Genomic DNA, 12,857 nt, shown 5'->3' with positions numbered 1-12,857 from the left:
TGACGGCCCGCCCCGGGCCGGCAACGGCGCCGATGGTCTGACCTGACACATACCCTGGGGCATATCGGGCTTTACCTGATGCTCCAGGAGGATGAGCGGATCATGCGTATCGGCGTGCTCACCGGCGGCGGCGACTGCCCCGGTCTCAACGCGGTCATCCGGGCGGTGGTCCGCAAGGGCGTCGCCACTTACGGTCACGAGTTCGTGGGCTTCCGCGACGGCTGGAAGGGCCCGCTCGAGGGTCTGTCCCGCCCGCTGGACATCGCCGACGTTCGCGGCATCCTGCCCCGCGGCGGCACCATCCTCGGCTCGTCCCGGACCAACCCGTTCAAGATCGAGAACGGCGTCGAGCGGATCAAGGACAATCTCGCCGCCCAGGGCGTGGACGCGCTGATCGCGATCGGCGGCGAGGACACCCTCGGCGTGGCCACCAAGCTCTACGAGCTGGGCGTGCACGTCGTCGGCGTGCCGAAGACGATCGACAACGACCTCGGTGCCACCGACTACACCTTCGGCTTCGACACCGCTGTCAACATCGCGATGGAGGCCATCGACCGCCTGCACACCACCGCGGAGAGCCACCACCGCACCCTGGTCGTCGAGGTGATGGGCCGCCACGCCGGCTGGATCGCCCTGCACGCCGGCCTTGCCGGCGGCGCGAACGTGATCCTGCTGCCCGAGCGTCAGTTCGACGTCGACCAGGTGGCCGGCTACGTCGAGAAGCGCTTCCAGCACCAGTACGCCCCGATCGTCGTGGTCGCCGAGGGCGCCCAGCCGCTCGACGGCCAGATGGTGCTCGCCAACCAGGAGCTCGACTCGTTCGGCCACGTCCGCCTCGGCGGCATCGGCCAGTGGCTCGCCGAGCAGCTGGAGGCCAAGACCGGCAAGGAGGCCCGCACCGTGGTGCTGGGCCACATCCAGCGCGGTGGCACCCCGACCGCCTTCGACCGGGTGCTCGCCACCCGCCTGGGCCTGCAGGCCATCGACGCTGTCAACGACGGCGACTGGGGCAAGATGGTCGCGATGCAGAGCACCGACATCGTCCGGGTGCCCCTCGCCGAGGCCACCCGCGAGCTGAAGACCGTGCCGCTGGAGCGGTACGCCGAGGCCGAGGTCTTCTTCGGCAGCTGATCGATCGTCGGCGGCGCGGCGGGCCTGCGGGTCCGCCGCGCCGCGACCCAATGCGAGGGGGTACGGGCCGACATGTCAGCCGGAGTGCACACGGTCGCGGTGATCGGCGCGGGCAAGATCGGTGAGCTGATGCTCTCCGGGCTGCTGCGCTCGGGATGGCCGGTGGACCGGCTGCTGGCTACCGCCCGCCGACCCGCCCGCGCCCAGGAGTTGACCGCCCGGTACGGCGTACGGGTGGTCGACAACCTGACCGCCGTGGACGAGGCAGCGGTGCTCGCGATCTCGGTCAAGCCGCAGGACGCCGCCGCGCTCCTCGACGAGATCGGCCCCAAGGTGCCTGCCGACAAGCTCGTCATCTCGTTGTGCGCGGGTCTGCCCACCAGCTTCTTCAGCCGCCGGTTGCCCGAGGGCACCCCTGTGGTGCGGGTGATGACCAACACCCCGGCGCTGGTCGACGAGGCGATGACCGCGATCTCCGCCGGCGCGCACGCCACCGGGGCGCACCTCACGCTGGCCGAGGAGATGTTCAAGCCGCTCGGCCAGACGATCCGGGTGCCCGAATCGCAGCAGGACGCGGTCACCGCGCTCTCCGGCTCCGGCCCGGCCTACTTCTACCTGCTGGTCGAAGCCATGATCGACGCGGGGATCCTGCTCGGGCTGCCCCGTCAGGTGGCGCACGAGTTGATCGTGCAGACCGCGATCGGGTCGGCGGTGATGCTGCGCGACTCCGGCGAGCACCCGGTCAAGCTGCGCGAGGCGGTCACCTCGCCGGCCGGCACCACCATCTCCGCGATTCGTGAGCTGGAGAAGCACGGCGTACGCGCGGCGCTGCTCGCCGCGTTGGAGGCCGCCCGGGATCGCGCCCGCGAGTTGGCGGCACAGGCCGACTGAGCGGTCGGGGCGGGTCACGGGGCCGTGCGTGCCGCATACTGGCCCGGTGTTCACACTCGCCCAGGCCCGGCACCTGGTGGCCACCCTGCAACCGCGCGTCGACGAGTTGATCCGGGTCCGGGCCGACCTGGCCGAGTTGCGCGCCGACCTGGCCGACCACGGCGTGAGCGCGCTCGGTGGGCTGGCCGAGGACAAGGCACTGGAAGCTCGGCTGCACGCCGTCGTCGACGAGCTGCACCAGCACGACATCCAGGTCAAGGGCATCGCTCCGGTGCTGCTGGACTTTCCCGGTGAGCGGGCCGGCCGTGCCGTGCTCTGGTGCTGGTTGGAGGGCGACTCCGACGTGCGCTGGTACCACCGGGCAGAGTGCGGCTTCGCCGGCCGCCGCCCCCTCTGACCCCCGGCCCTGGCGCCGGGGCCCGCGTGGCCTGCCGTGCTGGTCCGCGCCGAGGCGGAGCGAGGGCGCCGGGTTGGAGGCTTGATCCACTCGGGATCCTGAAAGTCGCGGCATCCGGGCACGCCGGACACCGCGACTTCCTCAAACCCGAGTTGATCACGCGGCGGGCCGGGACCTCGCGGCGCGGGCCCATGCCCGCCGGGTGCGCGGCTCAGCCGGCCGCGGACGTCGGCAGGACCGGGTCGGGGGCCTCGGTCACAGCGAACACCACCACGTTGTCGACGTAGTGGCCCCGCCGCCGGTCGAAGTCGCCCCCGCAGGTGACCAGTCGCAGCTCCGCCCCGGGTGTCGGGCCGTAGACCACTGCGGTCGGGAACTGGTCCTTGCGGGTACGCAGTGACCCGGTCACCCGGAACGGCAACCGCTGCCCGCCGCGCCACACCTCCACCACGTCGCCGGGCCGTAGCTCGCCGAGCCGGGCGAAGACCGCCGGCCCGCGTCGTGAGTCCAGGTGCCCGGCGAGTACGGCCGGACCGGTGTCGCCCGGGGCCGGGCCGCCGCCGTACCAGCCAGCGGTGTGGAAGTCGGTAGGCGGAATCAGCACACCGGCGCTGTCCAGACCCAGCACCGTGAGCGGTGAGTCGACGTCGATGCGCGGTACGCGTACCCGCGTGGGTGGACCGTGTGGCGTGGGCGCGGCGGCCACCGACGGGCAGTCGCCGCCGCAGCCGGGGTGCCAGCTCGCCACCGGCGGTGGTGCGCCGGTGGTGGCCAGCCCGACCCCGGTGGCGGCGGCCAGGCAGACCGCCGCGCCGGCCGCCACCAGCGCGGCCAGCGGTATCCGGCGCTCACGGTGGCGCCGGATCGACGGGTCCGGCCCGGCGTTCACCAGGTGGTGCGCCGCCGCCGACGCCAGAGCAGCAGGGCCACCGCGCCGGCCGCCACGGCCAGACCGCCGGCCACCACCGGGTACGCGTCGAGCCCGGCCCCGGCGGCGCCACCGGCACCGGTGTCCACCCCGCCGGCCGGGACGACGGTGCCGCCCTCGGCGTCGCGGCGCAGCTCGGCGGTGAGCCCGCCCTGTTTCGCGTCGAGCACCAGCAGCGAGTAGACCGCGCCACCGGTGAGCCGCACCTCGGCGTCGGCGCTCGGCCCGCCGGCACCCGTCAGCTTCAGCCGCCAACTGCCCGGCTCGACCTGCTGGTATTCGGTAGTGGTGGCGAACTGCACCCCGTCGGCGATCATCGGACCGTCGGCGGCGGCCACGTCGAGCACCGGGGTCCGCACCGACGCCTGGACGACCCGCACCTTGGCACGGCCGTCGGTGGGGGCGCTGAGATCGTCGTTGAGCACCCGCAGGCCGAGGTCGGCGTGCCGGCCCACACCTGCCACAGTGAAGGCGTTCCCGCTGGTCACCGCGACCTCGGTGGTGAGCACCGGGGGGTCGCTGGCGGGGGCGCCGGCCTCGCGCATGGCCACCGCGTACCGGCCCGGGGCGAGTTCGAGGTAGTCGGAGACCACGCCGTAACCGACGCCGGGGAAGACCTGCGGCTTGGCCTCGCCCGGCGCGGCAAGGTACACGTCCACCGCCGGGGTGTCCGGGGAGAGGTGCGCGAGCCGGACGTATCCGACGGTGTCCGCGGCGTTCGCCGGAAGCGGAATGGCGGCGGTGGCGAGGGCGGTGCCGAGCAGGAGCGCGCCGGAGCCGGCCAGCAGCCGGCGGGGCACGGTACGGAGCGTGTGCATGTCGCCTCCGAGGGCACGTTCGGTGAGCGGGCGGCAACCCAGGGAAACAGGGTCCCGTGAACAGGACTGCGACGCAAGTTGCCACAGCGATCTTTTTGACGCTCGCCCTGCCGTACCCCCCGCCCTCGCCCTTTCGTCCCCCGTCCCGCACCTTCGGGACGGTGCTCGGCTACCGCTCGCGGATGGCGAGGAGGCCGAACAGGTCCGGCACTCCGCCGGGGCCCGCCTCGACGACCCGAACCAGCCGAAGGCCGGCGTCCACTGTCGCGTTCACCAGGTCGGCGATCGGGACGTGCCAGGCACCCACCCGTACCCGCACGCCGGTGACGTTCCAACTGTCGAAGCTGTGCGACCGGTCGGCGTACCGGGCGTCGACGACGACACGCGGATGTCGGCTCCAGTCGGCGAACGCACCAACGAAACATGGGTGCACACCCACGTGGACGAACCGCCCGCCGGGGCGCAGCACCCGGGCGACCTCGCGCAGCACGGCCGGGTAGTCAGGCAGGTCGGTGCTGGCCAGCACGCACATCGCGGCCGGCAGCGACGCGTCGGCGACCGGCAGGGCGCCCGCGTCACCCCTGAGCACCGGCAGCCGCCCTCGCGCGTGTCTCAACTGCCCGCCGGACAGGTCCACGCCCACCGGCGTCCAACCCAGATCCGTCGGTACTGGAGCGTGCGCGCCGGTACCGCAGCAGATGTCGAGGCAGGGACCTTCGCCCGCGCCGAGCAGGTCCGCCACCGTCGTGTGCACCCGCCGCAGATAGTCGCCGCCGCCGGAGATGAAGCCCTCGTACCAGTCCGCGTGGGCGTCGTAGGCCGGTGTGCTCGTCGTCCCCATCCGCCGAGGCTACGAGTCGGCGCCCAACCGGGAAACCCGTTCTTCCGGAGGCAGAGGTGGGGCGTTTGCGTCCGCTCACATGTGGCTACTGAACAGCAGTGGTGACGGAGGTCGATGCAGGGGACACCTGGTTCCGACGATCCCGCTGGCGGATGCTGGCCCGGGTGGCCGGCGCGGGCCTTGTGGTCCTGCCGGCCTTCGCGTTGCTCAGCGTCGCGTTCGGCAACGCCTGGTACCACCCGCTTCCGCACGGGCCGATACTCCTGCTGGCGGCGATCCGCTACCCCGTGCAACTACGACGTCAGGGTGGGCTGCCACTTCGGCTGACCAGTGACTTCCTCGAACTGACCCTGCCTGCCGGCGGGACGGTGCAGGTCGACTGGGCCGACCTGACCCGAGCCGAGGTACGCGGCCGGATCAGCCCGACCCTGGTCGTCGACATCGCTGATCGGGATCGGACTCGGCCGCTGCTGGACCGCTGGGCATGGGGTCGGGTGGGCGTGTGGAACCGGGCGCGCGGGCGGAACTCGCAGGAGGTCCACCTGTCAGTGGTTGCCGTCACGCCGAATCTCCACCGGCTGCGCGCCGAACTGGCGCACCGGGTGGCCGGCGTCGCGGAAGAGCCGTCGCCCGACACCACGGCCTGACTGCGCTGAAGCCCCCCGCCCGGCCGTGACCGGGCTCACCGGGACCACGGCGGTCGCCTATTCTCGGGCGATGCGGGATCGCCGGGTGGCGCTGGCGTGGGCGGCCTTCGCCGTCGTCGCGCTGGTGTCCTGTGTGCTCGTTCTGCGCCGTCCGGATCGCCTCTCCGACCTGCACATCTACTACGGTGCGCTGTCCGACCTGCGCGCCGGCAAGCCGCTGTACGGGTATGTGGCGGAGAACGGCGGTCCGTTCACCTATCCGCCGTTCGCCGCCCTCGTGCTGTGGCCGATCACCGCCGTCAGCGAAGGCGTACTCCAGGGGATCTGGCTGGTGGCGACGTGCGCGGCGGTCGTCGCCATCGCCGGGTCGGTGGGTGTCGCGCTGAACACCCGACGTTCCCGGCGCCCGCTCGTCGTGGCGCTGGCGGCCACCGTGCTGATGCTCTCCGCGCCGGTGCAGAGCAACCTACGCTTCGGGCAGGTCAGCATCCTCATCGTGTTGATGGCCCTGCTCGACGGGCTGGGCGTCGTCCCACCCCGACTGCGCGGGACGCTGGTCGGGGTGGCCGCGGCGATCAAGCTCACCCCGCTGCTGTTCGTGGTCTACTTCCTCGCCGTCGGGCGCTATCGTGACGCCGGCCGGTCGGTGGCCGCGTTCGTGGCCTGCGCGGGGCTCGCCGCGATCGTGCTGCCCTCGGAGAGTTGGTCCTACTGGACCGAGACCGTGCGACAGACCTCGCGCATCGGCAATCTGTCCTCGTTGGGCAACCAGTCCCTGCACGGAATGTTGCTGCGCGTCGGCGTCGACGAGACGGTGCTGCCAGTGCTCTGGGCCGCCATGGTGGCACTGATCTGCGTGGCGGCGCTGCTCCGGGCCCGGCAGTTGACGCGGCAGGCCCGAGCCGGGCACGCCGCCGTGCTCGTCGGCTGCGCCACAGTGGCCGCGTCCCCGGTGTCCTGGACCCACCACCAGGTGTGGCCGGTGCTCGCCGCGATGCTGCTGATCGGCGCGTCCGGCGTCGCCCAGCGGGCCGCCGGCGCGGCACTGCTCGCCACCATGGTCGTCTCGTGGGGCGCGGTGCTCAGCCCGGTCTCGACGCGGCCGGGGGTGCAGTTTCTCTTCGAGAACGCCCGCGCCGTCGGGGTGTGCGTCCTGTGCCTCGTCGGCTTCGGCGGTGTCGCCGTCGCCGCCCGGCGCACGAGCAGACGACCGGCCGCCGGCCGTGCCTGGCTGCGGGTGGGCGTCACTGCCACGGTGACTGTCGCGTTCTTCGCCGTGCAGCCGCTGCCGGCCGGAGCCGATCCCACCTTCAAGGCGTACACCCTCGACGACGTGGTCAATCCGCGATACTTCTTCGTCTGCCGTGGTCCGGTCGAATGCGCCGAGTACGCCACCGACGCGCCGGTCACCTTCGGCACCCGCGCCGAGAAGACAAAGGTCCGGGTCAACGGTGTGGTCTCCCCGCAGGTGACCCGCCTGGAGTACTACTCCGCACCGGGTGGAGCACCCCGGGGCATTCCACTGCTCGCCGCGTACCCGGGTTCGCGTACGTTCTCGTTCCGGTCGGCGACGATGGCCCACGGTCGGCTCGTCGCGTACGCCGCGGACGGGCAGCCGATCGCCAGCTACGACGACGAACTCGCCGCCGCCCTCCGCACGACCACCCGACAGGCGGTCGCGGGGAGGGCGGCGGCTGGCCCTGCTCAGCGGGTGGCGGCGGCCAGGGCGGCGCGCAGCTTCGCGGCGTCGCCCTGGGCCGGGTGCTCCCAGTCCGTCGGGCTCGCGGAGTAGAGCGTGCCGTACGCCGGGGTGTCCGGCTGGTAGCGCCACCCCTCGGCCAGCGGGCCGACGTCGACAGCGTCGTAGCCGATCTGGTCCAGGAAGGCTGTCACTTCGGCCTTTGCGGCGGCGTCGTCACCGGCGATCGCGAGGGCGCTGCGGTCGGCCGCGCCGCTCGGCCGGGGGAGCGCGGCCAGGCCCTTGAAGTAGATGTTGTTGAAGACCTTGACCACACGCGAGCCCGGCAGGTGTCGCTGGAGCAACTCGCTGCTGGTGATCTCGCCGGAGTCCAGCTCCGGGAAGGCGCCGTCGCGCTGCGGGTAGTAGTTGTTGGTGTCGATGACGACCTTGCCGGCCAGCGGTTCCACGGGCACCGCGCGGTACGCCTTGAGCGGCACGCTGACCACCACCAGGTCGCCGACCTGCGCCGCGTCCTGCGTGGTGCCGGCGCTGGCGTGCTCGCCCAGGGTCTCCACCAGGTCGGTGAGGGTCTCCGGGCCCCGCGAGTTGCTCAGCACCACGTCGTAGCCGGCGTCGACGGCCAGCCGGGCCACGGTGCCGCCGATGTTGCCACTGCCGATCAGTCCCACAGTTGTCATGCTCGTTCCCAACTCCGTCCACCCGCGACGCATTCCCGACCAGCCTGGTGGGTTATTCGGTTTGTTCGCCGCCGGGCGACTTCTCGGGCTGGTCGCGACCTACGCCGTCCCGGCGGGTGCCTGGGTGGCGGCGCAGGCCAGTCCTGCACAACGTACTGCTCGTGCTGGTCGCCGACCGGCTTCCCGCTGACGTGCCACTCTCCGGTGACGGGCGGGGCGGACCGCCCGTCGTTTCGCGTCGTCGACCCGGCGAGATCACGCTGGATCCTGGATGGAGTGGCATCCGAGAGACGGGAGGCCACTACATCCATGTTCGAGCGGGATCAAGGCGAGCCGTGGAGCGCCCCGGGGTGTCAGGCGGTGGGGAGGGTCTTTTCGATGGCGGCGCGCAGGTCGTCGGAGTCGGGCGCGACAGTGGGGGCGAAGCGGGCGGCGACCGAGCCGTCCGGGGCCACCAGGAACTTCTCGAAGTTCCAGCGCACGTCACCGGTGTGCCCGTCGGCGTCCGGGGTGTCCACGAGCGCGGCGTAGAGCGGGTGCCGGTCGGGCCCGTTGACGTCGACCTTCTCGGTCAGCGGGAAGGTGACCCCGTAGTTGACCTGGCAGAAGTCGCTGATCTCGGCGGCGCTGCCCGGCTCCTGTCCGGCGAACTGGTTGCACGGCACGCCGAGCACCACGAGGCCCTGGTCGGCGTAGGAGTCGGCGAGCGTCTGGAGGCCGGCGTACTGCGGGGTGAGGCCGCAGCGGGAGGCGACGTTGACGACCAGCAACGCCTTGCCGCGGTGGCGGGCCAGGTCGGCGGGGCCGCCGTTGAGGGCGTCGATCGGGATGTCGAAGACGGTCATGGGCCGAGGCTACGCGCCGGTCGGCTGTCGACCCGGGGTGGGCGCAGCGTGAGCACTCCGTGCACCAGGAGAAATCGAAACATGCGCATCTTGACGAACTGATGACGCCGTGAGTACCGTCTCACCATCTCTTTTGGAAAGTTTCCTAACAGTTCGGGAGACGCCTCATGAAAAGATCGCTCCGCCGGGCCCTCTGGGCCGGTGCCGTGGTCGCCGTGACCGTCGCAGCGGTGCCGGTGACCACCGCGTTCGGCGCCGGCACGGTCACCACCACCTTCACCAAGGCGCAGGACTGGGGGACCGGTCACGAGACGAGGGTGACGGTCACCAACGGCTCCAGCGCCACCGTCACCACCTGGCGCATCGAGTTCGACCTGCCGTCGGGCACCACCATCAGCAGCGCGTGGGACGCCGACGTCACCAGCAGCGGCAACCACTACGTCGCGGTCAAGAAGAGCTGGGCCGGCGGCATCGCCCCCGGCGCCTCGTTCAGCTGGGGCTACAACGGCAGCGGCGCCTACAAGGCACCGCTGAACTGCACCATCAACGGTGCCGCGTGCGGCGGCGGGACGACCCCGCCGACCACCACTCCGCCGACCACCACCCCACCGACGACGACGCCGCCCACCACCCCGCCGCCCACCACGCCACCGCCGACCACCAACCCGCCGAACCCGGGCGGCAAGAAGATCGTCGGTTACTTCGCCGAGTGGGGCGTCTACGGGCGCAACTACCACGTCAAGAACATCCAGACCAGCGGCTCGGCCGCCAAGCTGACCCACATCCTGTACGCCTTCGGCAACACCACCGGTGGCCGTTGCGCCATCGGTGACAGCTACGCCGACTACGAGAAGGCGTACACCGCGGCGGAGAGCGTGGACGGCGTCGCCGACACGTGGGACCAGCCGCTGCGCGGCAGCTTCAACCAGCTGCGCAAGCTCAAGCAGCTTAACCCGCACCTCAAGGTGATCTGGTCGTTCGGTGGCTGGACCTGGTCCGGCGGCTTCACCCAGGCCGCGCAGAACCCGGCCGCGTTCGCCGAGAGCTGCTACAACCTGGTCGAGGACCCGCGTTGGGCGGACGTCTTCGACGGCATCGACGTCGACTGGGAGTACCCCAACGCCTGCGGTCTGAGCTGTGACAGCAGTGGCCCGAACGCGTTCAAGAACGTGATCAGCGCGTTGCGGTCGAAGTTCGGGTCCAGCGCCCTGGTCACCGCCGCCATCACCGCGGACGGCAGCAACGGCGGCAAGATCGACGCCACCGACTACGCCGGCGCCATCGGCAACCTCAACTGGCTGATGCCGATGACCTACGACTACTTCGGCGCCTTCGCCGCCCAGGGTCCGACGGCACCGCACTCACCGCTCACCTCGTACACCGGCATCCCGCAGCAGGGCTTCAACTCCGACGCGGCGATCCAGAAGCTCAAGAGCAAGGGCGTCCCGGCCAACAAGCTGCTGCTCGGCATCGGCTTCTACGGTCGGGGCTGGACCGGTGTCACCCAGGCCGCTCCGGGTGGCAGCGCCACCGGCGCGGCGCCGGGCACCTACGAGGCTGGCATCGAGGACTACAAGGTCCTCAAGAACACCTGCCCGGCCACCGGCACGATCGCCGGCACCGCGTACGCCAAGTGCGGCAGCAACTGGTGGAGCTACGACACCCCGTCGACCATCAACGGCAAGATGACGTACGCGAACAACCAGGGCCTCGGTGGCGCGTTCTTCTGGGAGCTCTCCGGTGACACGAGCAACGGCGAGCTCATCGGCGCCATCAAGGGCGGTCTCGGCTGAGCTGAGGGCCGACGCACCACCCACACGGCGGGAAGGGACCCGCACCGTCCCTTCCCGCCCGTGACACAGCGGCCCGGTCGACGCCCAGCGTTGGCCGGGCCGCCGCCGTTGGGCTCGGTCAGCCGGATGTGGCAGACTCGCGGCTCGGCACGTCTCGATCTCACCGCCGACGGAGGTGATCATGCGCCCGACACACCGCAGGCTGGCGGCGACCGCCGCCGGGCTGATGCTGCTACCGGTTGCCCTGGTCGGCTGCGGGATCGGCGACAAGGACGAGCAGAAGTCCGCCGCCAAGCCGGCCCGAGCCCCCGCCGAGGAGGCCACCACCCGCTCCCGCGAGCGCGTGCAGGCGTACCTCGACGCGATGGCGGCCAAGGACGTCGACGCCGGCCGCAGTCAGCTCTGCGCTCTGCTGCACGACGGCTTCGACCTGGGCGCCACCGGCCCCAACGGTGACTTCGCCGACCACTTCCAGGTGCCGGAGGCGGCCATCACGGACATCCGGTCCGGTCCGCTCGGGCAGGAGGTCCGCGTCTCGGTCTCGGTCGCGGTCGGCAAGCGCACCGTCATCCGCCCCTTGGTCTTCACCGTCACCCGGGACGGAAGCGACTGGTGCATCGCCGGCGAAGCGCCGGGTGGGCCGGTCGCCCCGACGCCGACCGGCGTCGCCCCCACCCCCGCGTCCTGACCGGCGTCCGGCAGATTGATCTCCCATCTGCCGGAACCGTCCCCCTCGCCGCCCGGCCACCGCTACCGTCGCCGTACGCTTTCTGACATGCGCCATGAGTGGCATCAGTTGAGCCATCCCGCTGTGGGCAGCCCGGGCCTGCAGACCAGCCGACCGACAGTCGATTCCGCCGAGGACGCCGCGCTCGGTCTGGACCGATGGCGGGAGCTGCCCCGCGAGCAGGTCCCGCCGTGGTCCGACCCGGCTGCCGTGGCCGCGGTCTGCAAGGTTCTCGACACGGTGCCGTCGGTCGTCGCGCCCTACGAGGTGGACCAACTCCGGCAGAAGCTCGCCCTGGTCTGCGAGGGCAAGGCGTTCCTGCTGCAGGGTGGTGACTGCGCCGAGACGTTCGTGGACAACACCGAGAGCCACCTGCTGGCCAACGCCCGCACCCTGCTCCAGATGGCGATCGTGCTCACCTACGGGGCGTCGCTGCCGGTGGTCAAGGTCGCCCGGGTGGCCGGGCAGTACACGAAGCCCCGCTCGCTGCCGACCGACGCCCGCGGCCTGCCCGCGTACCGCGGCGACATGATCAACTCGCTGGAGGCCGACCCGACCGCCCGGGTCGCCGACCCGCAGCGCATGATCCGCGCGTACGCGAACTCTGCGGCGGCGATGAACATGCTCCGGGCGTACCTCGCCGGCGGGCTCGCCGACCTGCACGCCGTGCACGACTGGAACAAGGGCTTCGTGAAGAACTCCCCGGCGGGGGAGCGTTACGAGGCGATCGCCCGGGAGATCGACCGGGCGCTGGCCTTCATCCGGGCCTGCGGCATGACCGACGACGAGGCGTTGCGCACCGTCACGCTCTACTGCTCCCACGAGGCCCTGGCTCTGGAGTACGACCGGGCGCTCACCCGGGTCTCCGACCGTCGGGCGTACGGGCTCTCCGGGCACTTCCTGTGGATCGGCGAGCGCACCCGGCAGATCAGCGGGGCGCACATCGACTTCATCTCCCGGATCGCCAACCCGATCGGGGTCAAGCTCGGCCCGACGACCTCCCCGGACGAGGCGATCGAGTTGTGCGAGAAGCTCAACCCGGACAACATCCCCGGGCGGCTCACCCTGATCAGCCGGATGGGCAACCACCGGGTACGCGACGCGCTGCCGCCGATCGTCGCCAAGGTCACCGCCGCCGGGGCCAAGGTGGTCTGGCAGTGCGACCCGATGCACGGCAACACGCACGAGTCGTCGAACGGCTACAAGACCCGGCACTTCGACCGGATCGTCGACGAGGTGCTCGGCTACTTCGAGGTGCACCGGGGGCTGGACACCCACCCCGGCGGCCTGCACGTCGAGTTGACCGGCGAGGACGTCACCGAGTGCCTCGGCGGCGCCCAGGGGATCGAGGATCTTGACCTGCCCGACCGGTACGAGACCGCCTGCGACCCGCGTCTGAACACCCAGCAGTCGTTGGAGTTGGCCTTCCTCGTGGCGGAAATGCTGCGGGGCTGAGCATG

Annotated in this window: 13 protein-coding genes; 8 read left to right on the top strand and 5 right to left on the bottom strand. The window is 71.5% G+C overall.

Features of this window, described 5'->3' with window-relative positions; genetic code table 11:
* Nucleotides 1-102: 102 nt before the first annotated feature.
* From AB0B94_RS15355 to AB0B94_RS15345, 3 genes are all read left to right on the top strand, one after another.
* A complete protein-coding gene (locus AB0B94_RS15355) occupies nt 103-1,131 on the top strand; it encodes a 6-phosphofructokinase (protein WP_091408060.1) in 1,029 nt (342 codons plus the stop codon).
* Between the two features lie 72 nt (nt 1,132-1,203).
* Nucleotides 1,204-2,022 (top strand): pyrroline-5-carboxylate reductase, encoded by an 819-nt coding sequence (gene proC / locus AB0B94_RS15350; protein WP_357278222.1) that lies wholly within the window; start codon nt 1,204-1,206, stop codon nt 2,020-2,022.
* 46 nt (nt 2,023-2,068) lie between these two features.
* Nucleotides 2,069-2,419, top strand: a complete 351-nt coding sequence (locus AB0B94_RS15345; protein ID WP_238667414.1) for a DUF2203 domain-containing protein — start codon at nt 2,069-2,071, stop codon at nt 2,417-2,419.
* A gap of 211 nt (nt 2,420-2,630) precedes the next feature.
* On the opposite strand, the gene AB0B94_RS15340 is transcribed toward AB0B94_RS15345, so the two are convergent.
* From AB0B94_RS15340 to AB0B94_RS15330, 3 genes are all read right to left on the bottom strand, one after another.
* The gene (locus tag AB0B94_RS15340) at nt 2,631-3,308 is read right to left on the bottom strand and encodes a class F sortase (RefSeq protein ID WP_357278213.1); all 678 of its coding nucleotides are present in this window, start codon (nt 3,306-3,308) and stop codon (nt 2,631-2,633) included.
* The gene (locus AB0B94_RS15335; RefSeq protein WP_357278208.1) at nt 3,305-4,165 is read right to left on the bottom strand and encodes a DUF4397 domain-containing protein; all 861 of its coding nucleotides are present in this window, start codon (nt 4,163-4,165) and stop codon (nt 3,305-3,307) included. Before AB0B94_RS15335 ends, AB0B94_RS15340 begins: the two co-directional genes overlap by 4 nt.
* A gap of 169 nt (nt 4,166-4,334) precedes the next feature.
* Nucleotides 4,335-5,006: a methyltransferase domain-containing protein gene (locus tag AB0B94_RS15330; RefSeq protein WP_357278205.1), complete on the bottom strand. Its 672-nt coding sequence runs from the start codon at nt 5,004-5,006 to the stop codon at nt 4,335-4,337.
* A gap of 101 nt (nt 5,007-5,107) precedes the next feature.
* Between AB0B94_RS15330 and AB0B94_RS15325 the strand changes: the two genes are divergently transcribed.
* Nucleotides 5,108-5,653 (top strand): hypothetical protein, encoded by a 546-nt coding sequence (locus tag AB0B94_RS15325; protein WP_357278200.1) that lies wholly within the window; start codon nt 5,108-5,110, stop codon nt 5,651-5,653.
* A 70-nt stretch (nt 5,654-5,723) separates the two neighbouring features.
* Nucleotides 5,724-7,445 (top strand): glycosyltransferase 87 family protein, encoded by a 1,722-nt coding sequence (locus tag AB0B94_RS15320; RefSeq protein WP_357278196.1) that lies wholly within the window; start codon nt 5,724-5,726, stop codon nt 7,443-7,445.
* Here the strand turns inward: AB0B94_RS15320 and AB0B94_RS15315 are convergent.
* Both AB0B94_RS15315 and AB0B94_RS15310 read right to left on the bottom strand, forming a co-directional pair.
* The gene (locus AB0B94_RS15315) at nt 7,358-8,032 is read right to left on the bottom strand and encodes an NADPH-dependent F420 reductase (RefSeq protein WP_357278191.1); all 675 of its coding nucleotides are present in this window, start codon (nt 8,030-8,032) and stop codon (nt 7,358-7,360) included. The two genes, AB0B94_RS15320 and AB0B94_RS15315, sit on opposite strands and share 88 nt — an antisense overlap.
* Nucleotides 8,033-8,385: 353 nt before the next feature.
* Nucleotides 8,386-8,877, bottom strand: a complete 492-nt coding sequence (locus tag AB0B94_RS15310) for a glutathione peroxidase (protein WP_357278187.1) — start codon at nt 8,875-8,877, stop codon at nt 8,386-8,388.
* A gap of 167 nt (nt 8,878-9,044) precedes the next feature.
* Here AB0B94_RS15310 and AB0B94_RS15305 point away from each other — a divergent pair, with 167 nt between their 5' ends.
* The 3 genes from AB0B94_RS15305 to AB0B94_RS15295 all read left to right on the top strand — a co-directional run bounded on the left by AB0B94_RS15305 (nt 9,045) and on the right by AB0B94_RS15295 (nt 12,852).
* On the top strand, nt 9,045-10,670 hold the full coding sequence (locus AB0B94_RS15305; protein WP_354942554.1) for a glycosyl hydrolase family 18 protein: 1,626 nt from the start codon (nt 9,045-9,047) through the stop codon (nt 10,668-10,670).
* Nucleotides 10,671-10,851: 181 nt separating this feature from the next.
* Nucleotides 10,852-11,358 (top strand): nuclear transport factor 2 family protein, encoded by a 507-nt coding sequence (locus AB0B94_RS15300; RefSeq protein ID WP_357278180.1) that lies wholly within the window; start codon nt 10,852-10,854, stop codon nt 11,356-11,358.
* Nucleotides 11,359-11,445: 87 nt separating this feature from the next.
* Entirely contained in the window at nt 11,446-12,852 is a 1,407-nt protein-coding gene (locus tag AB0B94_RS15295) for a class II 3-deoxy-7-phosphoheptulonate synthase (RefSeq protein WP_238660833.1), read from the top strand.
* Nucleotides 12,853-12,857 lie beyond the last annotated feature (5 nt).

Origin of the sequence: Micromonospora sp. NPDC048986 (genome assembly GCF_040649335.1) — a bacterium.
Taxonomy (GTDB): domain Bacteria; phylum Actinomycetota; class Actinomycetes; order Mycobacteriales; family Micromonosporaceae; genus Micromonospora; species Micromonospora alfalfae.
This window is presented reverse-complemented; position numbering and strand designations above follow the sequence as displayed.

Coding starts and splice junctions, on each gene's coding strand:
- AB0B94_RS15355 (WP_091408060.1), top strand. CDS start 103: ATGCGTATCGGCGTGCTCACCGGCGGCGGCGACTGCCCCGGTCTCAAC.
- proC (WP_357278222.1), top strand. CDS start 1,204: ATGTCAGCCGGAGTGCACACGGTCGCGGTGATCGGCGCGGGCAAGATC.
- AB0B94_RS15335 (WP_357278208.1), bottom strand. CDS start 4,165: ATGCACACGCTCCGTACCGTGCCCCGCCGGCTGCTGGCCGGCTCCGGC.
- AB0B94_RS15330 (WP_357278205.1), bottom strand. CDS start 5,006: ATGGGGACGACGAGCACACCGGCCTACGACGCCCACGCGGACTGGTAC.
- AB0B94_RS15320 (WP_357278196.1), top strand. CDS start 5,724: ATGCGGGATCGCCGGGTGGCGCTGGCGTGGGCGGCCTTCGCCGTCGTC.
- AB0B94_RS15315 (WP_357278191.1), bottom strand. CDS start 8,032: ATGACAACTGTGGGACTGATCGGCAGTGGCAACATCGGCGGCACCGTG.
- AB0B94_RS15310 (WP_357278187.1), bottom strand. CDS start 8,877: ATGACCGTCTTCGACATCCCGATCGACGCCCTCAACGGCGGCCCCGCC.
- AB0B94_RS15305 (WP_354942554.1), top strand. CDS start 9,045: ATGAAAAGATCGCTCCGCCGGGCCCTCTGGGCCGGTGCCGTGGTCGCC.
- AB0B94_RS15300 (WP_357278180.1), top strand. CDS start 10,852: ATGCGCCCGACACACCGCAGGCTGGCGGCGACCGCCGCCGGGCTGATG.
- AB0B94_RS15295 (WP_238660833.1), top strand. CDS start 11,446: ATGCGCCATGAGTGGCATCAGTTGAGCCATCCCGCTGTGGGCAGCCCG.